Origin of the sequence: Lachnoclostridium sp. An169 (assembly GCF_002160525.1) — a bacterium.
In the GTDB taxonomy this organism is placed as follows: Bacteria; Bacillota; Clostridia; order Lachnospirales; family Lachnospiraceae; genus Mediterraneibacter; species Mediterraneibacter cottocaccae.
Genome location: NZ_NFKT01000013.1, coordinates 105,746 through 123,971, shown reverse-complemented (window position 1 = coordinate 123,971; position 18,226 = coordinate 105,746). Strand labels below are relative to the sequence as shown.

17 protein-coding genes and 1 pseudogene are annotated in these 18,226 nt (G+C 50.8%); 5 read left to right on the top strand and 13 right to left on the bottom strand.

The window, feature by feature from the left end; genetic code table 11:
• Positions 1 to 161: 161 nt before the first annotated feature.
• From B5F07_RS10990 to B5F07_RS10960, 7 genes are all read right to left on the bottom strand, one after another.
• On the bottom strand, positions 162 to 359 hold the full coding sequence (locus tag B5F07_RS10990; RefSeq protein WP_087161323.1) for a small, acid-soluble spore protein, alpha/beta type: 198 nt from the start codon (positions 357 to 359) through the stop codon (positions 162 to 164).
• A 62-nt stretch (positions 360 to 421) separates the two neighbouring features.
• Entirely contained in the window at positions 422 to 607 is a 186-nt protein-coding gene (locus tag B5F07_RS10985) for a PspC domain-containing protein (protein WP_191403349.1), read from the bottom strand.
• A gap of 73 nt (positions 608 to 680) precedes the next feature.
• The gene (locus tag B5F07_RS10980) at positions 681 to 1,625 is read right to left on the bottom strand and encodes a DUF4097 family beta strand repeat-containing protein (RefSeq protein WP_087161322.1); all 945 of its coding nucleotides are present in this window, start codon (positions 1,623 to 1,625) and stop codon (positions 681 to 683) included.
• Between the two features lie 6 nt (positions 1,626 to 1,631).
• The gene (locus tag B5F07_RS10975; protein WP_087161321.1) at positions 1,632 to 2,270 is read right to left on the bottom strand and encodes a DUF1700 domain-containing protein; all 639 of its coding nucleotides are present in this window, start codon (positions 2,268 to 2,270) and stop codon (positions 1,632 to 1,634) included.
• Entirely contained in the window at positions 2,267 to 2,590 is a 324-nt protein-coding gene (locus B5F07_RS10970) for a PadR family transcriptional regulator (protein ID WP_087161320.1), read from the bottom strand. Before B5F07_RS10970 ends, B5F07_RS10975 begins: the two co-directional genes overlap by 4 nt.
• Positions 2,591 to 2,831: 241 nt before the next feature.
• Positions 2,832 to 4,034, bottom strand: coding sequence for an LL-diaminopimelate aminotransferase (locus B5F07_RS10965; RefSeq protein ID WP_087161319.1), 1,203 nt, complete (start codon positions 4,032 to 4,034; stop codon positions 2,832 to 2,834).
• 217 nt (positions 4,035 to 4,251) lie between these two features.
• The gene (locus tag B5F07_RS10960) at positions 4,252 to 5,013 is read right to left on the bottom strand and encodes an IclR family transcriptional regulator (RefSeq protein WP_087161332.1); all 762 of its coding nucleotides are present in this window, start codon (positions 5,011 to 5,013) and stop codon (positions 4,252 to 4,254) included.
• A 262-nt stretch (positions 5,014 to 5,275) separates the two neighbouring features.
• Here B5F07_RS10960 and B5F07_RS10955 point away from each other — a divergent pair.
• The 3 genes and pseudogenes from B5F07_RS10955 to B5F07_RS10945 form a co-directional block, all read left to right on the top strand.
• Positions 5,276 to 5,890 (top strand): annotated as a pseudogene (locus tag B5F07_RS10955) (bifunctional 4-hydroxy-2-oxoglutarate aldolase/2-dehydro-3-deoxy-phosphogluconate aldolase); the annotation flags it as partial.
• Positions 5,891 to 5,920: 30 nt separating this feature from the next.
• Positions 5,921 to 6,946 carry a sugar kinase gene (locus B5F07_RS10950; protein ID WP_087161317.1) on the top strand — a complete coding sequence of 342 codons (1,026 nt, stop codon included), beginning with the start codon at positions 5,921 to 5,923 and terminating at the stop codon, positions 6,944 to 6,946.
• A gap of 97 nt (positions 6,947 to 7,043) precedes the next feature.
• Positions 7,044 to 8,066, top strand: coding sequence for a sugar kinase (locus tag B5F07_RS10945; RefSeq protein ID WP_087161316.1), 1,023 nt, complete (start codon positions 7,044 to 7,046; stop codon positions 8,064 to 8,066).
• A gap of 80 nt (positions 8,067 to 8,146) precedes the next feature.
• Here the strand turns inward: B5F07_RS10945 and B5F07_RS10940 are convergent, their stop codons facing one another.
• From B5F07_RS10940 to B5F07_RS10915, 6 genes are all read right to left on the bottom strand, one after another.
• Entirely contained in the window at positions 8,147 to 9,604 is a 1,458-nt protein-coding gene (locus tag B5F07_RS10940; protein ID WP_242972507.1) for a S1C family serine protease, read from the bottom strand.
• An 86-nt stretch (positions 9,605 to 9,690) separates the two neighbouring features.
• Entirely contained in the window at positions 9,691 to 10,410 is a 720-nt protein-coding gene (locus B5F07_RS10935; RefSeq protein WP_087161314.1) for a hypothetical protein, read from the bottom strand.
• Positions 10,407 to 11,318, bottom strand: coding sequence for an ABC transporter ATP-binding protein (locus B5F07_RS10930; protein WP_087161313.1), 912 nt, complete (start codon positions 11,316 to 11,318; stop codon positions 10,407 to 10,409). Before B5F07_RS10930 ends, B5F07_RS10935 begins: the two co-directional genes overlap by 4 nt.
• Positions 11,311 to 11,682 carry a GntR family transcriptional regulator gene (locus B5F07_RS10925; RefSeq protein WP_087161312.1) on the bottom strand — a complete coding sequence of 124 codons (372 nt, stop codon included), beginning with the start codon at positions 11,680 to 11,682 and terminating at the stop codon, positions 11,311 to 11,313. Before B5F07_RS10925 ends, B5F07_RS10930 begins: the two co-directional genes overlap by 8 nt.
• A gap of 576 nt (positions 11,683 to 12,258) precedes the next feature.
• The gene (gene uxaC / locus B5F07_RS10920) at positions 12,259 to 13,677 is read right to left on the bottom strand and encodes a glucuronate isomerase (protein WP_087161311.1); all 1,419 of its coding nucleotides are present in this window, start codon (positions 13,675 to 13,677) and stop codon (positions 12,259 to 12,261) included.
• A gap of 44 nt (positions 13,678 to 13,721) precedes the next feature.
• Positions 13,722 to 14,723: a LacI family DNA-binding transcriptional regulator gene (locus B5F07_RS10915; protein WP_087161310.1), complete on the bottom strand. Its 1,002-nt coding sequence runs from the start codon at positions 14,721 to 14,723 to the stop codon at positions 13,722 to 13,724.
• Positions 14,724 to 14,957: 234 nt separating this feature from the next.
• Here B5F07_RS10915 and B5F07_RS10910 point away from each other — a divergent pair, with 234 nt between their 5' ends.
• Entirely contained in the window at positions 14,958 to 16,448 is a 1,491-nt protein-coding gene (locus B5F07_RS10910; protein ID WP_087161331.1) for a UxaA family hydrolase, read from the top strand.
• Positions 16,449 to 16,532: 84 nt separating this feature from the next.
• Complete coding sequence (locus tag B5F07_RS10905) at positions 16,533 to 18,011, top strand: tagaturonate reductase (protein WP_087161309.1); 1,479 nt, start codon at positions 16,533 to 16,535, stop codon at positions 18,009 to 18,011.
• The last annotated feature ends 215 nt before the right edge of the window (positions 18,012 to 18,226 follow it).

The window sequence follows — 18,226 nt, the reverse complement described above, 5'->3', positions numbered from 1 at the left end:
CATTTCAGCCTCACTGTGAAAAACTTTTTTGGTATACTTATATTTTCGCAGTGAAGCTGTGTATTTTCAATAGGTTTTAGTGCGAATTATTTTTACCTGTCAGAACTGGTCGGCCGGGAATCACTTATGCCCAGATATCGCAATGCAGAAAAGCGGGACTGTCAGCCGTCCCGCTTTTCCTCACGTTTTCTCTTTGTCACAAGCCCTCCGATCCTTCCGGTTTCCTTTGATGTAAGCGACTTCCACCCCTGGTCAAGGACCCGGTCAAGAAGTCCCAGCTCCTCAGCGACTTCATATTTGATCTTTTCCTCCGGTTCCAGATTGTTCAGATCGATTGGCTTTTCTTTCTTTTTTCCCATTCTTGCGCCTTCCTTCTGCTTTTTCAGAAGTATTGCCTGATCGCAGCGGGAATATTCAGTCTTTACGCCGGACTGTCCGGTATGATGATGGCCGCGACAATATAGGCCAGTATTCCCGAGCCTGTACAGCAAAGCAGCACAAGCCCCAGCCTCACCAGAGTGGGATCAATATTAAAATATTCGCCAATTCCTCCGCACACTCCGCAGAGCATTCTGTTCTGTCTTGAACGGTATAATCTTTTTTCCATAATCGATTCCTCCTGAATCATTTCTGTCTTTTTGCCTGTTCTTCTCCGATAGGTTCCTCATTATCCGTGAAAATCACGGAGCCATCCCCGGCTCAAATGTTATCTCAATCCTTCCGATCGTGCAGTCTGCCCGGAGCAGGCGCCCGGTTCCGTTCTGTACCCGGACCCGGTTGTGAAGCCCGCTGTAGTTCTCCGACCCCAGGACAATCTCGCCGATATCACAGGATACTTCATAATCGTAATCTGTTTCTCCGCCCGGCGCTGTGACAAGCACTTCACCTGTATCGCAGCTGATCTCTGTCGTCTGACCGGCGCTGCCCTCTACAATCAGCTGTCCGGCTCCACAGTCCGCCTCCATGCGTTCCGCCGAAAAGTCCCGGACAATGCCCTGTCCTGCTCCTACCGATACGTTCATGTCCTCCGTCTTCAGGCCGCTTACTTCAAGCCACCCGCCGTCCGTCTCCGCTTCAAGTTCCGTCAGCACTGTATGCTCCGGCACACTGATATATATGATATTTTCCCCGTCCGGATGCCGGTACCAGTCATGGTCTATCTCCACTTTCAGTTCTTCCGGATCCGAGGAAATCTCCACGTCCTTTCGAATTTCATCCCGCAGGGATCCCGTGTCCACGATGACACTTTCTCCGGAATACACGCGGATGCTCACCGCCACGTTTGGTACGTCAACCTTCAGATATTGTACGCCGTCAAAACTCTGTACCGTAGTCCCGTTAGGCTCTGCCGGAACATAGTCCCGGCTCCGGTCTGCAAATACCCCGCTCTGTCCTGCCGTACTGTCTTCCACTTCGTCCAGAGTATCTCCGATCTCGTCGAGAACATCCAGGCTTTCATCCGTCAGATCTTCCAGACCTCCGTCCCGGATCCATCCGCGAAACATCCGCACGCTCTCAGCCCCGATGGTGGCAGCGCCCATAACCAGCCCGGTAACAGTCAGTGCCACTCCTGCCAGCGCCGTGACGGCACAGCCGATCCAGAAAATTTTCCATCCTCTTTTCATCCTCCGCTACACCAACTTCCCGTAAAACGGACGTCTGCACAGGTTGATAAATCCTCTGAACATGGCAGGATAGACAACCATACACAGTTTCACCGTACCCACAACTGCCATCAGACCCACCACAAAGATCAGCAGCCCGAGCCCGCCGATCAGGAATGCCATCGGAAGGATATCAAACACCATGGGAACCGCAGAGAGCACCATTCCCAGTCCCGCCAGCATCAGCGCGGCAGATCCCACGACCAGTCCCGCAAAAATTCCGATCACCGCGCAGATCAGCCCGATCACCACGCAGAATACCGGAACCAGGATTCTCCAGAATGCCGGAACCACCGCAAGGACAATCAGGGCAATCAGAAGAATCTTCACCCCACGGCTCGTGCGGGGTGCCTGCTGTGCGCCGTAGTGTTCCGGATATGCTTTCCGTTCGTAATCCTCTTCGTGAAATTCCGTGCCAAAATAATCTGCCCGGATGGAAGCAGCCACTTTCTCCGGGCTTCCCAGTTCCCGCATCACTTCCTGCTCATGTTCCTCCCCGGCATCGGCGAAATAGTCTTCATAATAGCTGACCGCAGCCTTTCTCTCCTCCTCCGGCATGCCGTCAAGAAGGCGGTACAGTTCACTAAGAAATTCTGTTTTTGTCATCCTTTCACACCTCCCTCAAAAATCGCGCTGATCTTTCTGCTGTATTCTTTCCATTCTGCCCGGTACAGCTCAAGCTGCGCCCTTCCCTGTTCCGTCACTTTATAATACCTCCTGTTGCGTCCGTCATACTGCCTGTCATAGGTCTCCAGACATTCATCCCGCTGGAGACGGCGCAGGACCGGATACAGTGTCGATTCCGACACATCAAGCACCCCGCGCACATCCTGCGTTATCCTGTAGCCATATGTGCCCTCGTTCTCCTGAGATACGACGGCCAGTACAACCGCATCCAGAAGAGCCGCACCTGTGTTGAATATCATTCGATCACCCTTTCCGCAAAACCGGGATTCCCCTTTCTTTTTCTGCACTTTTTATATCGTTTTCTATATTATATTTGATATAATATTAGGAGTCAATATAATATACCTTAAATCTCGCCAAACTATTTCTAAAGATTTTCTAAGGAACCTCTCCCGGCTGCATCTGAACTGATCCGCTCCGCCAAAAAAAAGATGCCTCCTTTCGGAGACATCCTTCCATACATTTCAGTCAGATCCGGCTTTAGAACAGTCTGTCAAACCGCTCCATCGCCTCTTTTGTTTTCTCATGGCTTCCAAACGCCGTCAGACGGAAATAATTCTTTCCGTTCTCGCCGAATCCCGCCCCCGGTGTTCCGACCACCTGTGCATTCTCCAGAAGGTAGTCAAAGAACTCCCAGGACTCCATATCGTTCGGGCACTTGAACCAGATATACGGAGAGTTTACACCGCCGGTGAACCAGATTCCCTTTTTACTGAGGACATCCGCGATCAGACGTGCGTTCTCTTTATAATAGGAAATATTTTCCATGCACTCTGCCATTCCCTCATCTGTAAACACCTTTGCAGCCGCATACTGGATAATGTACGGCGTGCCGTTGAACTTTGTGGACTGTCTTCTGTTCCACATATCATGCACACTCATCTTCGTCCCGTTGGAGGATGTGAACACAAGCTCCTTCGGAACGACCGTATAGGAGAATCTTGTTCCCGTAAATCCTGCTGTCTTTGAAAGGGAGCAGAACTCGATAGCGCACTCTTTCGCACCTTCCACCGCGTAGATGCTCCGCGGCAGCTCCGGCTCGGAGATAAACGCCTCATACGCAGAATCGTAGAGGATTACCGCCTCATTCTTCTTCGCATAGTCAACCCACGCTTTTAACTGATCTTTTGTGTAGCATGCTCCTGTCGGGTTGTTGGGGGAGCACAGGTAGATAATATCTGCTTTTACGGAATCATCCGGCATCGGAAGGAAATTGTTCTCCTCTGTTCCGTTCATATAGATGATATTCTTTCCGTCCATGGTGTTCGTGTCCACGTAAACCGGGTAAACCGGGTCCGGGATCAGGATCGTATTATCCTTTGCAAACAGCTCGGTTATGTTTCCCGTATCGCTCTTCGCTCCGTCGGAGATAAACACCGCATCCGGGTCAACCTCAACGCCGTTCTTCGCATAATAAGCTGCGATTGCGTTGCGGACGAAATCATAGCCCTGCTCCGGTCCGTATCCCTTGAATGTCTCGGAAACAGCCTGGCTGTCCACCGCCTCATGGAGCGCATTAATCACAGACTTTGTCAGGGGCCGTGTCACATCCCCGATTCCGAGGCGGATCACATTCGCCGACTTGTCCGGATGTTCCTCTTCATAAACCTTTACTCTTCTCGCAATCTCCGCAAAGAGATAGCTGTCTTTTACATTCAGATAATTTTCATTTAATCTCGGCATATTTCATATTCCTTTCCTTATTATTTTTATTTATCATATCTGACCGCAGCACAGAGATATACCCCTGCACTGCTTTCCCGCCGTCTGCCGTGCTTCTCACGGCACAGCGGCACATCCCTGTCCTTAGCTATCTTAACAGAAAATCCCGGCAAAGAAAAGATTCCTGCCCGCATTTTCTATCTTTTCTGCGCATTTCTGCCTCCGCGCAGCCCCGGAACTACTCCCGCAGCTTCTCATACATGTTCTTCTCCGCCTCAAGCACATACCCGGCCAGTTCCTCGATCCTGGCGTTCCCCATGCGGCTGACCGGCGCGGAGATGCTGAACGCATAAGCCGGTTTTCCGGTATAATCCTTCAGACAGCAGGCGATACACCGCACCCCCGCCTCATTTTCTTCATTGTCCAACGCATAGCCGCGGTTCCGTATCTGGGAAAGCTCCTGCTGAAAGGCGTCAAAATCCGTGATGGTATACGGGGTCAGTTTCACAATCCTGCTTGCATTCCATATTTCCTGCACCTCCCGGTCATCCATCCATGCCACCATCGCTTTTCCGACTCCGGAACAGTAGAGCGGGATTCTGCTGCCGATCCGGGAAACCATCTGAATCCCGTTGTTAAATGATTCTACCTTATCAATATAGACTGCATCCAGTCCGTCCCGCTCTACAAAATGCACCGTCTCCCCTGTCACTTCCATAAGCTGCCTCAAATACGGACGCACAGTCTGCACAATATCCACCTTGCTCATGATCTTGTTTGCCAGATCGACGATCTTGAATGTAGGTTCGTATTTTCCGCTGACTGTATTCTGCCTGGCATATCCCATATAAATAAGAGAATTCAGAACCCGGTGGGCTGTGCTCTTATTCAGCCCCAGCTCCCTGCTCAGTTCCATAAGTCCCACGCTGCCCTCATCCGCAAGCATCTCCATCGCCTGAAAGAGTCGGTCTGCTACCTGTATCGGATTCTTCTGTTCCACTGGCGTCACTCCTTTTTTCTGCTTTACCGCACGCCGTTTTCCGGCGGGCGCCTCCCGGTTTTTATTTTGGTTTCGTATTATGAAACTCATTCTATCACATTCCGCTCTTATCTTCAACTGTCACTAATTCACAATTTATCCGGGAAAATTTTAATATTTTTCCTGCTTGACATTTTCAGTTCCAGGGGTATACTTGTAGATAGGATGTATCACATCGCGAAACTTATTTCCATATTGTGAAACTAAAAAAGGAGAATCGAAGATGAACGAAGTATTAAAGAAAATCGAAGAAATCGGTATCGTCCCTGTAGTTGTTTTAAATGATCCGAAAGATGCAGAACCTCTCGGACAGGCACTCTGCGACGGCGGACTTCCCTGTGCTGAGGTTACTTTCCGTACTTCCGCAGCTGCAGAGTCAATCCGCATCATGAGCGAGAAGTTCCCGGAGATGCTGGTAGGCGCAGGAACAGTCCTGACTACAGAACAGGTTGACCAGGCTGTTGAGGCCGGCGCAAAATTCATCGTAAGCCCGGGTCTGAATCCCCGCGTTGTAAAATACTGTGTGGAAAAAGGAATTCCGGTAACTCCGGGATGCGCGAACCCGAGCGACGTGGAGCAGGCTATCGAGTGCGGACTTGACGTTGTGAAGTTCTTCCCGGCTGAGCAGGCAGGCGGACTTGCCTACATCAAGGCAATCGCAGCTCCGTATGTGGGAATGAAGTTCATGCCTACAGGCGGAATCAACGCAAAGAACGTAAGAGACTATCTTGCATATGACAGAATCCTTGCATGCGGCGGAAGCTGGATGGTAAAAGGAGATCTGATCAACGCCGGAGAGTTTGACAAGATCAGAGAGCTCGTCAAAGAAGCGGCAGAAATTGTAAAAGAAAGCAGAGGTAAATAAGAAATGGCGAAGAAAGTTATCACATTTGGAGAAATCATGTTAAGACTTGCTCCGGAAGGATATTACCGTTTTGTACAGGCGGATACCTACGGTGCAACTTACGGCGGCGGCGAGGCAAACGTTGCGGTATCCCTGGCGAACTATGGATTTGACGCAAAATTCGTCACAAAGCTCCCGAAACACGAGATCGGACAGGCTGCTGTCAACTCTCTCAGGAAATACGGCGTTGACACTTCCTATATCGCACGCGGCGGAGACAGAGTCGGCATCTACTTCCTGGAAAAAGGCGCTTCCCAGCGTCCGTCCAAGGTTATCTATGACCGCGCAGGTTCCTCCATCGCTACTGCTTCCAAAGAGGACTTCAACTGGAAAGAAATCTTCGACGGAGCTGAGTGGTTCCATTTCACAGGAATCACACCGGCGCTCAACGACGACGTTGCAGCGATCTGCCTGGAGGCATGCAAGGCTGCCAAAGAAGCAGGCGTTACCATTTCCTGCGATCTGAACTACAGAAACAAACTGTGGTCCAAAGAAAAAGCAGGTCAGGTAATGGGCGAGCTCTGCCAGTATGTTGACGTCTGCATCGCAAACGAAGAGGATGCGGCTGACGTATTCGGCATCAAAGCAGCCGACACTGATGTTACAAAAGGTGAAGTAAACCGTGAAGGTTACAAAGATGTTGCGAAACAGCTTGCAGACAGATTCGGATTCTCCAAAGTAGCGATCACACTCCGCGAGTCCATCTCTGCAAATGACAATAAATGGTCCGCTATGCTGTACGACGGAAACGACTTCTACTTCAGCAAGAAATATACCATGCACATCGTTGACCGCGTAGGCGGCGGCGACAGCTTCGGCGGCGGACTGATCTGCGCATGCCTGAACGGATATGATTCCCAGGCAACAATCGAGTTCGCAGTGGCAGCTTCCTGCCTGAAGCACTCAATCGAAGGAGACTTCAACATGGTATCCATGGACGAAGTTCTCAAACTGGCCGGCGGAGACGCTTCCGGACGTGTCCAGAGATAATTTACGCTGACGTTAAAATTTATATAAACCCAAACCTTGAAAAGGGGATGCTGTCTGCCATGCAGCATCCCCGCCATAATATTCGGAGGTAAATGCCATGAGCAAATCATTCGATCTTCTTTCCCTCGGAGAAGTTCTTCTCCGCCTTTCCCCGCCGAGCAATGAACGCCTTGTAAGAGGTGATACCCTCCAGAAACAGGTGGGCGGAGCGGAACTTAATGTTGTATCCGGCGTCTCCCTGCTGGGGCTGCGCACCGGGATCATCTCCAAACTCCCGGCAAATGATATCGGGACATACGCCAAGAACAGAATCCGTTTCTGCGGCGTGAGCGACGACTATCTCGTATACGATGACTCGCGAGACGCAAGACTTGGAATCTACTATTATGAAAACGGCGCTTATCCGAGGAAACCCGGTGTAGTCTATGACCGGCGCCACTCGACGATCAACGCCATCTCTGTGGATGATTTCGATGACTCTCTCTTCACATCCGCCAGATGTTTCCACACCAGCGGCATCACCCTGGCCTTAAGTTCCCAGTGCCGGGAGACCGCCATCGAGATGATCCGCCGTTTCAAGGAGGCTGGCGCACTGATCTCCTTTGACGTAAACTTCCGCGGAAATCTCTGGACCGGGGATGAAGCCAGAGAGTGTATTGAGAAAATTCTCCCCTATGTGGACATCTTCTTCTGTTCGGAAGAGACAGCAAGGCTGACCTTCTTAAAAGAGGGGGATGCCAGGGATATCATGAAGAGCTTCACCGCCGATTATCCGATCTCAATCGTCGCCTCCACCCAGAGGATCGTTCACAGCCCGAAGATCCATACCTTCGGTTCCATCATCTACGATGCACGTACGGATCAATTCTACGAGGAAGAGCCTTACCGCAACATCGAAGTGGTTGACCGGATCGGAAGCGGAGACGCTTATGTATCCGGTGTGCTCTACGGGCTGCTCTCCGACTCCAATAACTGTCAGAGGGCTCTGGAGTTCGGCAATGCGACAAGCGCTGTAAAGAACACGATTCCGGGAGATCTTCCTTCCTCTGATCTCAAAGAGATCGAGGCAGTAATCAGAGGCCATAAGGCGACCGGACCTCAGCTTGAAATGAACCGGTAGAAATCTTCCGCAAAAATATTCCCTGAAAGCACTTACGCCGGGCAGGAAATAATTCCTGTCCGGCGTATTCTTTCATTTTTTCACTTTGCATTTGCCGCATCTGCTGCTGACCCGAGAGTGATGGTCAGCGCCTGTTCCTCATATCCGCTGTTTCCGGAGCGTTCTACCACTATATCGACTTTCTCGCCCGCCGCATAATATGTCAGCACATCCTGAAGCTGTGACATACTGGTTATTGTACGTCCGTCAAACTCCGTAATAATATCGCCCTGTTTCAATCCCGCATCTTCTGCCGGACCGCCGGAAACAACTTCTTCTACAACAACACCGGACGGAATTCCGTAGAGCTGGGTAACTTCTGCCGCTACATCCTGACCGCGGATACCGAGCCAGGAAGCCTCGCTCTCGTCAACCTTAGACCTTGTCTCCTGTGTCATCAGATCCTGCAGGCTCGCCTCTGCCTTGTCAATCGGGATAGCAAATCCGATATTATCCACAGATGCGCCTGTCGATGTTGTAGAGCTCTTAGCCTCATTAATACCGATCAATTCGCCTTTCATGTTCAGAAGCGCACCGCCGCTGTTTCCGGAGTTGATTGCCGCGTCCGTCTGGATCAGTCCGGTGGATGTAATCGTCGTTCCGTTGTTGTCTGTCAGTGTAAGATCTCTGTCAAACGCACTGATGTAACCGCTTGTAACAGACTGTCCGTATCCGAGGGCATTACCGATGGCAACAACCTGGTCTCCAAGGCGCATATCGTCCGAATCGCCGATGGTTGCGACCTTGATCTGGTTCATCGTGTCATCCGGAATATCTGAAAGTTTTACGGCAACTACTGCAAGGTCATTGTTCACATCTGTTCCCTTGATCTCGCCTTCCACACTCGCCTCATCGATAAATCCGACAGACAGGCTCTGAGCACCTTCTACCACATGGTTGTTGGTGGCAATCAGAAGTTCGGTATCATTTTCTCCTACGATAACACCGGTTCCGGCGCCTTCCACCTCATACTGCTGAGTTCCTCCGAAGAAGCTTCTCATCTCTTCCACTGACATGGTGGAAATCGTAACCAGTGAAGGCATTGCATTTGCCGCCACATCTGCAACCGTGCCGCCCTCCGATGAACTTGAACTTCCGGATGAAGCTGTTCCCGATGTGGTCTGGGTCTGCGGGATCGCAGTCTTACCGGAGTCACCCGCAATCCGGTTGCCCGCCATGTTGACTCCGAACATGGTGCCTCCTGCTACAAGCCCAAACACAAGGCCCATAGCTACCACGCTCGCCCATTTCCTGCCTGTTGTCATAGGTTTGTGCGTCTTTTCTTTCTTCTGATGATGCTCATTTCCGGGAGCTTCTGCAGTCGTTGTGCTGCTCCCGCTCTGAGCCTTACCGGTCTCCGAACCCGGCATATACCATTCCTGCATATCACTTTCTGATTTCTGCATATTCTGTGCAGTTTCATTCATCTCTGTATTTTCATTCCTGAATTCTTCACTCATGATTGTCAGCCTCTTTTCATCTCTTTGGATTTCTTCCATCCACTTCATTTCCTTTTTACGATTCATAAGATAGCCCCGATTTGTGACGGAATTATGAAAAAGCTGACAAAAAAGTGTGATTCTTTTTACAGTTCCGTCCTGCGGAGCACCGCATAGGCTCCTGCTCCGGACAGAGCTGCAAGCACAAGCATGGTAAGCACGGGAAATACGCGGTTCACGGTCCCGTCGCTTAAATATCCCATAGCTGCCGCTGCGGCCTCTGCAATTTTCGCTGCCGTCTCTCCCGGAACCACATACCGGAACAGGGCCACAATCACAAGCACTGCCGCGCCAAGTCCCACCCCCAGGCAGATGGAGATGGTCTTCCCCGCCTTGTTGATCGCCAGAACCGCCAGATACAGCAGACTGCACACGAGCATGTAGAAACAGAACAGCCATATCCAGTTTGCGAAAACATTTTCATATCCGTAGAGTGCGCCGAACACAGAAGAGTACGCCGGGAAAACAAGATGAAGAATCTGTCCCACCGCCGTGTCAACCAACGCCATCACTCCGCATATAAATGCAAACATGGACGCCGCCGCCAGGAAGATACATCTGCGGGTAAATCCGTTCTGGATCAGCATGCGAAAGTCTTCTTTCGCCCCGAGGCCTCCCAGGATTCCCACATAGATCAGTGTGTTGAATTCCAGACAGTTTGTTCCCACTTCCTCAGTAGTATTCACACTGAGCATCACGATCACCGTGATGAGCGCCACAGCCGCATACTGGATCAGATAAAAGAGCCAGACGTATTTCACCGATGTCAGACATTCATACTGGATCGCTGCTTTTAACTTTTTCATAATTTCATATCTCCTTTCTCCGCCACTGCATTCCCGGCCACTGCGTTCCCGTCCACCGCCTTCCCGGTCAGCTTCACAAACAGCTTCTGAAGATTCATCGCCGTGATCTGCAGGCTGCTCCCCTGCGGGATCTCCGTCTTTTCTCCGCAGATATAGGCAAGTTTCAGACTGCCAAGCTCATCCGTTCCGATAACATTCTTTCCAAGACAGTATGCATCCACATCCTTTGCAAATCCCGACACACAGTATCCGGTCTCAAGAAGTTCCTCCGTGCTCTCCTGGAGCAGTACTCTCCCGTTATCGATGAGGACAACCTCCTCAATGATGTTCGCCACTTCCTCAATCAGATGGGTGGCTATGATCAGTGTCCTCTCGTTTTCCTCGAATTCTTTTAGCAGCAGGCTGTAAAACATCTCCCTGTGATTGGCATCCAGCCCCAGCACCGGCTCATCAAAGATCACATACGGGACGTTGAGAGCAAGGGCGATTGTCAGCTTGAAAATCGACTGGTAACCTTTGGAGAGCGCCTTGAACCTTTTCCCGGTATCCAGGCCGAATTCTTCCGCGATCCTAAATGCCTTCTCCACGTCGAAACTGTCGTAGAACCGCCCGGTCCATTTAAAATGATCTCTGACCTTCATCCCCGTATCGTACAGATCGGCTTCACTCATGCAGAAGATCTTCTCATGCACATCCATGTTCTCTCTTGCCGGAAGTCCGTCGATAAAGACCGCTCCCTCGTCCGGGAAAATCCGGTTGGCGATAATGTTGATCAGCGTAGATTTGCCTGCACCGTTCCGTCCCAGGAAACCATAGATTTTCCCGGATTTAAAGGAAAACGAAACATGGTCAAGGGCCGTGACATCCCCGTACCGCTTTGTAACATTTTTAATCTGGATCTTACTCATTATCATATCCCCTTTCTACCAGAGCAATCACTTCTTCCTTCGTCATATGCAGCTTCGACGCTTCCTCAATCATAGAGGCGATATACTGCTCGTAAAACTGCCCCTGTCTCTTCTGCCGGATCTTTCCGACCGCCCCTTCTTTCACAAACATCCCCAGACCTCTTTTCTTGTAAATAATTTCTTCGTCCACCAGTATGTTCATCCCCTTCAGAACCGTGTGGGGATTGATATTAAACAGGGCAGATATCTCGTTGGTGGAGGGGATCTTCGTCTCCTCCGGGAATACGCCCGTAAATATGGAATCCTCAAGCTGCTCCGCAATCTGGATGAAGATCGGCTTCTCTGAATTCGGATTGATGTTCACCGTATCACCTCTTTGTTATCTAGTTTGTTAGTTGAGTAACTAACTAGCTGTCATATACAGAATATATGCTTCCGGAGGGTTTGTCAACTACTTTTTTCAAAATTTGCAGGAAAAATCTGCAGAAGAAATTTGTGTATATTATCATATTGACAGATTGACGCATTGCGCCTATAATAATGGAATATTTATCCGGCATAGCGTACAAATTGTGCAGTTATAGTTTTACCAGAAGAACTTTTGCCGGACAGATTCCTTTTGATTGAGCTCACAGAAGGTTGCAACTGCAAAAGTTATTTTTTATAATGGAGGTGCAACTAATTGAATGATGGAAAATTAAATAACCAGGAATATCCTGGTATCGCAGAAAGCAGAGGTGGTCCAGATGATCCTGGAGACATTTGATCAGGAGAAGCATGATGAGGCGATGAAAAAGGACTGGTATGAAGCGGGCAGGAAGTATATGAGCTTAGTGCTGAGGACGCAGAGCACTATCTGCAGTCGCAGTAAAAATGAGGGTCTGTCGCGTAATGCGCCAGACCCTCTGAAACACTTCTGAACTTCTTTTTCACTCAACAGTTATTCTACTGTATCCAGATCAAATCCAAAATATCTCACTGCATTATTATAGGAGATATCCTTCACCAGCGTGCCAAGCATCTTCATATCCTTCGGATACTCTCCATTCTCCACCCAGGTTCCGAACAGATCGCAGAGGATCCGACGGAAATACTCATGCCTTGTGTAGGAGAGGAAACTTCTGGAGTCGGTCAGCATTCCCACAAAATTTCCAAGGCATCCCAGATTTCCAAGGGATGTCATCTGTTTGATCATTCCGGTCTTGTTGTCGTTGAACCACCATGCAGACCCCTGCTGTACTTTTGCCGCAGCCGTGGAATCCTGGAAGCAGCCGATGATCGTGCCGATCGCCTCATCGTCGTTGGGGTTCAGGCTGTAGAGGATTGTCTTCGGAAGCTCATCCGTCTCGCTCAGGGCATTCAGGAAATCTGCCACCTGATCCGCCGGCGTGTAATTGCTGATGCAGTCGAATCCGGTATCCGGTCCCAGTTTTGCAAACGTTGCCTTATTATTGTCTCTCTTGCATCCGTAATGGAGCTGCATCACCCATCCGAGCCTTGCGTACTCTCTTCCCACGAACAGCATGAACGCGGTCTTATACTTCTCTTCTTCATCTGTGGTAAGCGCTGCGCCGGAAAGTCTCTTTGCCACAATCGCCTCCACTTCTTCCTCCGAAGCCGGATTGTATACCACATAGTTCAGGCCATGGTCGGAAGCGCGGCATCCCATTTCATCAAAGAATGCCATTCTCTTTTTCAGTGCTTCCTTAATGTCCGCAAATGTCTTTACCTCCATGCCTGCAGCCTCTCCCAGTTTCACCAGATACTCTGCAAAGGTCGGTTTCTCGATGGACATTGCCTTGTCCGGGCGCCATGCCGGAAGGACCTGTACTTCAAAGCTGTCATCCTCTTTGAGTACTTTATGCCACTCGAGAGAATCCGCCGGGTCATCGGTCGTGCAGACAAGCGTAACGCCGGACTGGCGGATCAGGTTGCGTGTGCTCATGGAATCCTCCGCAAGCTTCGCATTGCAGAGATTCCACACTTCCTCTGCCGTATCCCCGTTTAACACACCGGTATAGCCGAAATATCTCTGCAGTTCCAGATGGCTCCAGTGGAACAGCGGATTACCGATTCCTCTGCCGAGAGTCTCCGCCCATTTCTGGAATTTCTCACGGTCTGTGGCATCTCCGGTGATATATTTCTCCTCCACGCCGTTGGAGCGCATCAGGCGCCATTTATAATGGTCTCCGCCCAGCCATACCTGGGTAATATTTTCAAATTTCCTGTCCTCAGCGATCTCCTTCGGATCGATATGGCAGTGGTAATCCAGGATCGGCATCTTCTCCGCATAGTCATGAAACAGTTCCTTTGCGGTATCTGTGCTCAGTAAAAAATCCTTGTCCATAAATGCTTTCATAATTGTCTGTTCTCCTTTCTTTCTGGCAGATCTCCTGTAATTTTTCAGAAATCTGTGGTACAGCGTTTCACAAGGACACACTGTACCGGGACTTCCTCCGGAACTGCCTCCCCCTTTAACACTTTCATCAGGTTGTCCACGGTGATATTGCAGAGTTTCTCGCTTGTGTTGTCGATCGTCGTAAGCTCCGGCTCGCAGCAGATGGAATACACCGAATTGTTATACCCTACGATGCAGAGCTCCTGTGGGATCTTAAGCCCTCTGGCATGGGCATACTTGACCGCCCCCACCGCCAGTCCGTCGTCTGTTGCAAACACGCTGTCGAACACAAGGGCGCGCCTGGACAGAAGAATGTCCCGCACATAATGCACCTCATTCCTTGTGCGGAGCTTGAGTTCCCCGAGAACCGGAAGCCCGTGCTCCCGCAGAGCTTTCTCATACCCCTCCAGCTTCTGGTTGGCGCTGTAGGAACCGGAATCCGTCAGGAAAAGGATTCTTCTTCTCCCCGATTCAATCATCTTTGAAACCACATCATAGGAAGAATCACTGTCCGTGCTGTACGCCGAATATATATTCTTCCCCGTCACTTTCCCGTTAATCAGGAATACCGGAATATTCTCCGCCGCCTCCCTGATATATCCGGTGGAATCGTCGTCCCCGCCCCTGCCCGCATAGGTAGAGCCAACCAGCACCAGGGCGTCGATCCGCTTTTTCTGGATCAGTTCCAGCGCCCGCTCTTTTTTCTCCTGCTGGTATCCGCTGCAGTACAGGATACAGTCATACCCGTACCCCCGCAGCCTGTGCTCAAGAAAGGCAACGGCTCCTGCCATGTAAACATCCGAGACGTCCGGGCAGACAATTCCGATGGACTGCATGGAATCAAGCCCCAGCCCCCTGGCAAACACATTCGGCGTGTAGTCATTTTCCTTCATCACCGCAAGCACCTTCTGCTTGGTCTTTTCACTGACCCGGGGACTGTCGTTCACCACACGCGACACCGTGGCGATGGATACCCCTGCCAGTCTGGCAATATCATAAATATTCATCGTCTCACCTCCGCATGCCCACAGTTGCGTAATCGCTTACACATACTTTCATTATAATCGATTCCCTCATTCCTGGCAATCTGTTTTCGTTGTAAATATCGCTGAATTTTAATATTGCACTTTTGTGAAATCTGACTTTTTTCTTTCTTTTTTCGATTTCGTATTGACTCAGCCGAAAAAAAATTGTACTTTAATGTAAGCACTTACATTTTTGAGTTTGAAAGGATCGTGCTTATGAAAACTTATCTGAAAATCAATCCAAACGACAATGTGGCTGTCGCACTCTCTCCCCTGCAGGCAGGGACAAAGACGCTGCCGGACGGCAATGATGGCGCAGCGGTCACGCTCATCCAGGACATTCCCCAGGGGCACAAGTTCGCTCTGACAGATATCCCTGCAGGAGCGCAGATCATCAAATACGGCTGTCCCATCGGCACTGCTGCAGCCGACATTCCCTGCGGTTCCTGGGTTCACACCCACAACATCCGCACCGGACTGGGGGATCTGCTGAACTACTCCTACGAACCGCAGCACCCCCAGATCCAACCCACGGAGGAGGCGTTTTTCCAGGGTTACCGCCGCACGGACGGACGTGCCGCCGTGCGCAATGAGCTGTGGATCATCCCCACTGTGGGATGTGTCAACAACGTGGCGCAGGCGATCGAGCGAGAAGCACAGTATCTGGTTAAAGGGACGGTGGAAGCTGTCGCTGCATTCCCTCATCCTTACGGATGTTCCCAGATGGGAGATGACCAGGAGCACACCCGGACCATCCTGGCTGACCTGATCAGCCATCCCAACGCAGGAGGAGTGCTCGTCCTCGGTCTTGGCTGCGAGAACAGCAATATTGACGTGCTGAAAAACTATATCGGGGAATACGATGAAAACCGCGTGAAATTTCTCGTCTGCCAGGAATCTTCCGATGAAATCGGCGACGCCTTAAAGCTTCTGGAAGAGCTTGCCGGTTATGCAGGGTCATTCCACCGGGAACCCATCAGCTGCAGCGAGCTTGTCATCGGCATGAAATGCGGAGGAAGCGACGGGCTGTCCGGCATCACGGCGAACCCGGTAGTTGGCGCGTTTTCCGACCTGCTCATCTCCAAGGGCGGCACGACGATCCTCACCGAAGTACCGGAGATGTTCGGCGCGGAGACGCAGCTTATGAACCGCTGCGAAAACAAGGAGCTCTTTGACCAGACCGTACACCTGATCAATGATTTTAAAGAATATTTCAAAAGCCACAACCAGACTATCTATGAGAATCCGTCTCCCGGCAACAAAAAGGGCGGCATCTCCACCCTGGAGGACAAATCCATGGGCTGCACCCAGAAGTCCGGCAGCGCTCCGGTCCGCGGCGTGCTCTCCTACGGCGAGCCGGTTCATGAAAAGGGACTGAACCTTTTAAGCGCTCCGGGCAACGACCTTGTCGCATCCACCGCTCTGGCGGCTTCCGGGGCTCATATCGTCCTGTTTACCACCGGGCGCGGGACTCCTTTCGCCTCGCCGGTGCCAACCGTGAAAATATCCACCAACAACCGGCTCTTCGATAAGAAGAACAACTGGATCGATTTCAACTGCGGCACACTGGTGGACGGCGATACGCTTCCCTCCCTTCGGGACCGGTTTTTCGACTATGTCATCTCCGTCGCATCCGGCGAGCAGGTGAAATCGGAGAAGGCGGGCTATCACGATATGGCGATCTTCAAGCAGGGAGTCACCCTGTAGCCCGGGCGGGAGAGATAACCGCTGTTTTTACAGGTTTATTTTAATCATTTTCCAACCATTTTCTTTCATGAAGGAGGACTTACCATGAAACCAGTCAATGAAACCGTTAAAAAAGTATATGGGAACTATCCGGAAAAAGTGCTCCAGTTCGGAGAGGGCAATTTCTTAAGAGCCTTTGTAGACTGGATGATCGACAAGGCGAACCGGGACGGCGTCTATCAGGGAAGCATCGTCCTGTGCCAGCCCATTGAAAAAGGACTCAAAGATATGATCAACGCCCAGGACGGCGTTTACACACTGGCGATGCGCGGTTCCGAAAACGGGAAGGCGGTGGAGAATATCGAAGTCATCACTTCCGTGTCCCGCTGCATCAATCCCTATGAAGACCAAGACTATGACGCCCTGATGGACCTGGCGAAAAGCCCGGATCTGGAAGTTGTCGTTTCCAACACAACAGAAGCAGGGATCGCTTACCACGCAGGAGACAAGCTGACGGACCGCCCGCCGGTATCCTTCCCCGCGAAAGTAACTGCTTTCCTCTACGAGAGATACAAGGCTTTTGACGGAGCCGCTGACAAAGGACTGCTCTTCCTCCCGGTAGAGCTCATTGACAACAACGGCGCGGAATTAAAACGTATCGTCCTTCAGTACGCGGACGAGTGGGGGCTTGGCGGAGGATTCATAAACTGGGTGGAAAACGCCAATGAATTTACAAGCACTCTGGTAGACCGGATCGTAACCGGATACCCCAGGGATGAAGTGAACTATTTTGAAGAAAAACTGGGCTATCAGGACAATATCATCGACACAAGCGAGCTGTTCAATCTCTGGGTAATCGAAGGAGATAAAAAGTGGGCGGACAAGCTCCCGGTTCACAGAACTGACGCCAATGTGATCTGGACGGACGATGTAAAGCCTTACAAAAAGAGAAAAGTACGTATCTTAAACGGCGCCCACACTTCCACGGTGCTTGCCGCATACCTTGCCGGCTTTGACATCGTTATGGACTTTATGAAAGACGACACCTTCCGCACCTTTATGAACGACGTCATCTATAAAGAAGTGATCCCGACCCTGGATCTTCCGAAAGATGAACTGGAGTCCTTTGCCGCTGCGGTAAATGACCGCTTTGCCAACCCGTACATCAAACACAAACTGCTGGACATCTCCCTGAACTCCTGCTCCAAGTTCAACGCAAGATGCCTTCCCTCCCTGCTCGGGTATGTGGAGGAGAAGAAAGAGCTTCCGAAATGCCTGACCTTCTCCCTGGCTGCGTTTATCAAATTCTACCAGGGCGAGACGAAAGACGGCGCCTATACCGGGACAAGAAAAGACGGCACCACATATCCGATCCGTGACGACGCGGCTGTCCTGGAGTTCTTCTCCGACATCTGGTCCCGCCTGGATGCAGACGGCATCGCACAGGCTGTTCTCTCAAAGACTGACTTCTGGAGCGGGAAAGACCTGACCGAAGTGCCGGGACTCAAAGACGCTGTGGCAGGGTACTTAAAAGAGATGGAGACAGAGGATGTGCGCACGATCGTGGAGAGGCTGATCGGCTGATCGGATAACACAGCATCTGCGCAGATAACTGAACAGCGGATATAACAGATACCTGACAACTAATATCCCCGCCCTGCAGGAAAACTGCTTTCCTTCTGCCGGAAGCAGTTTTCCCACAGGGCGGGGATATTAGTTTATTGCCGTTTCAGGAGCGTACCCAGAAGAGAGGAAATACTGAATCCTGTCCATACAATAACAGTGATAAATATACTTCT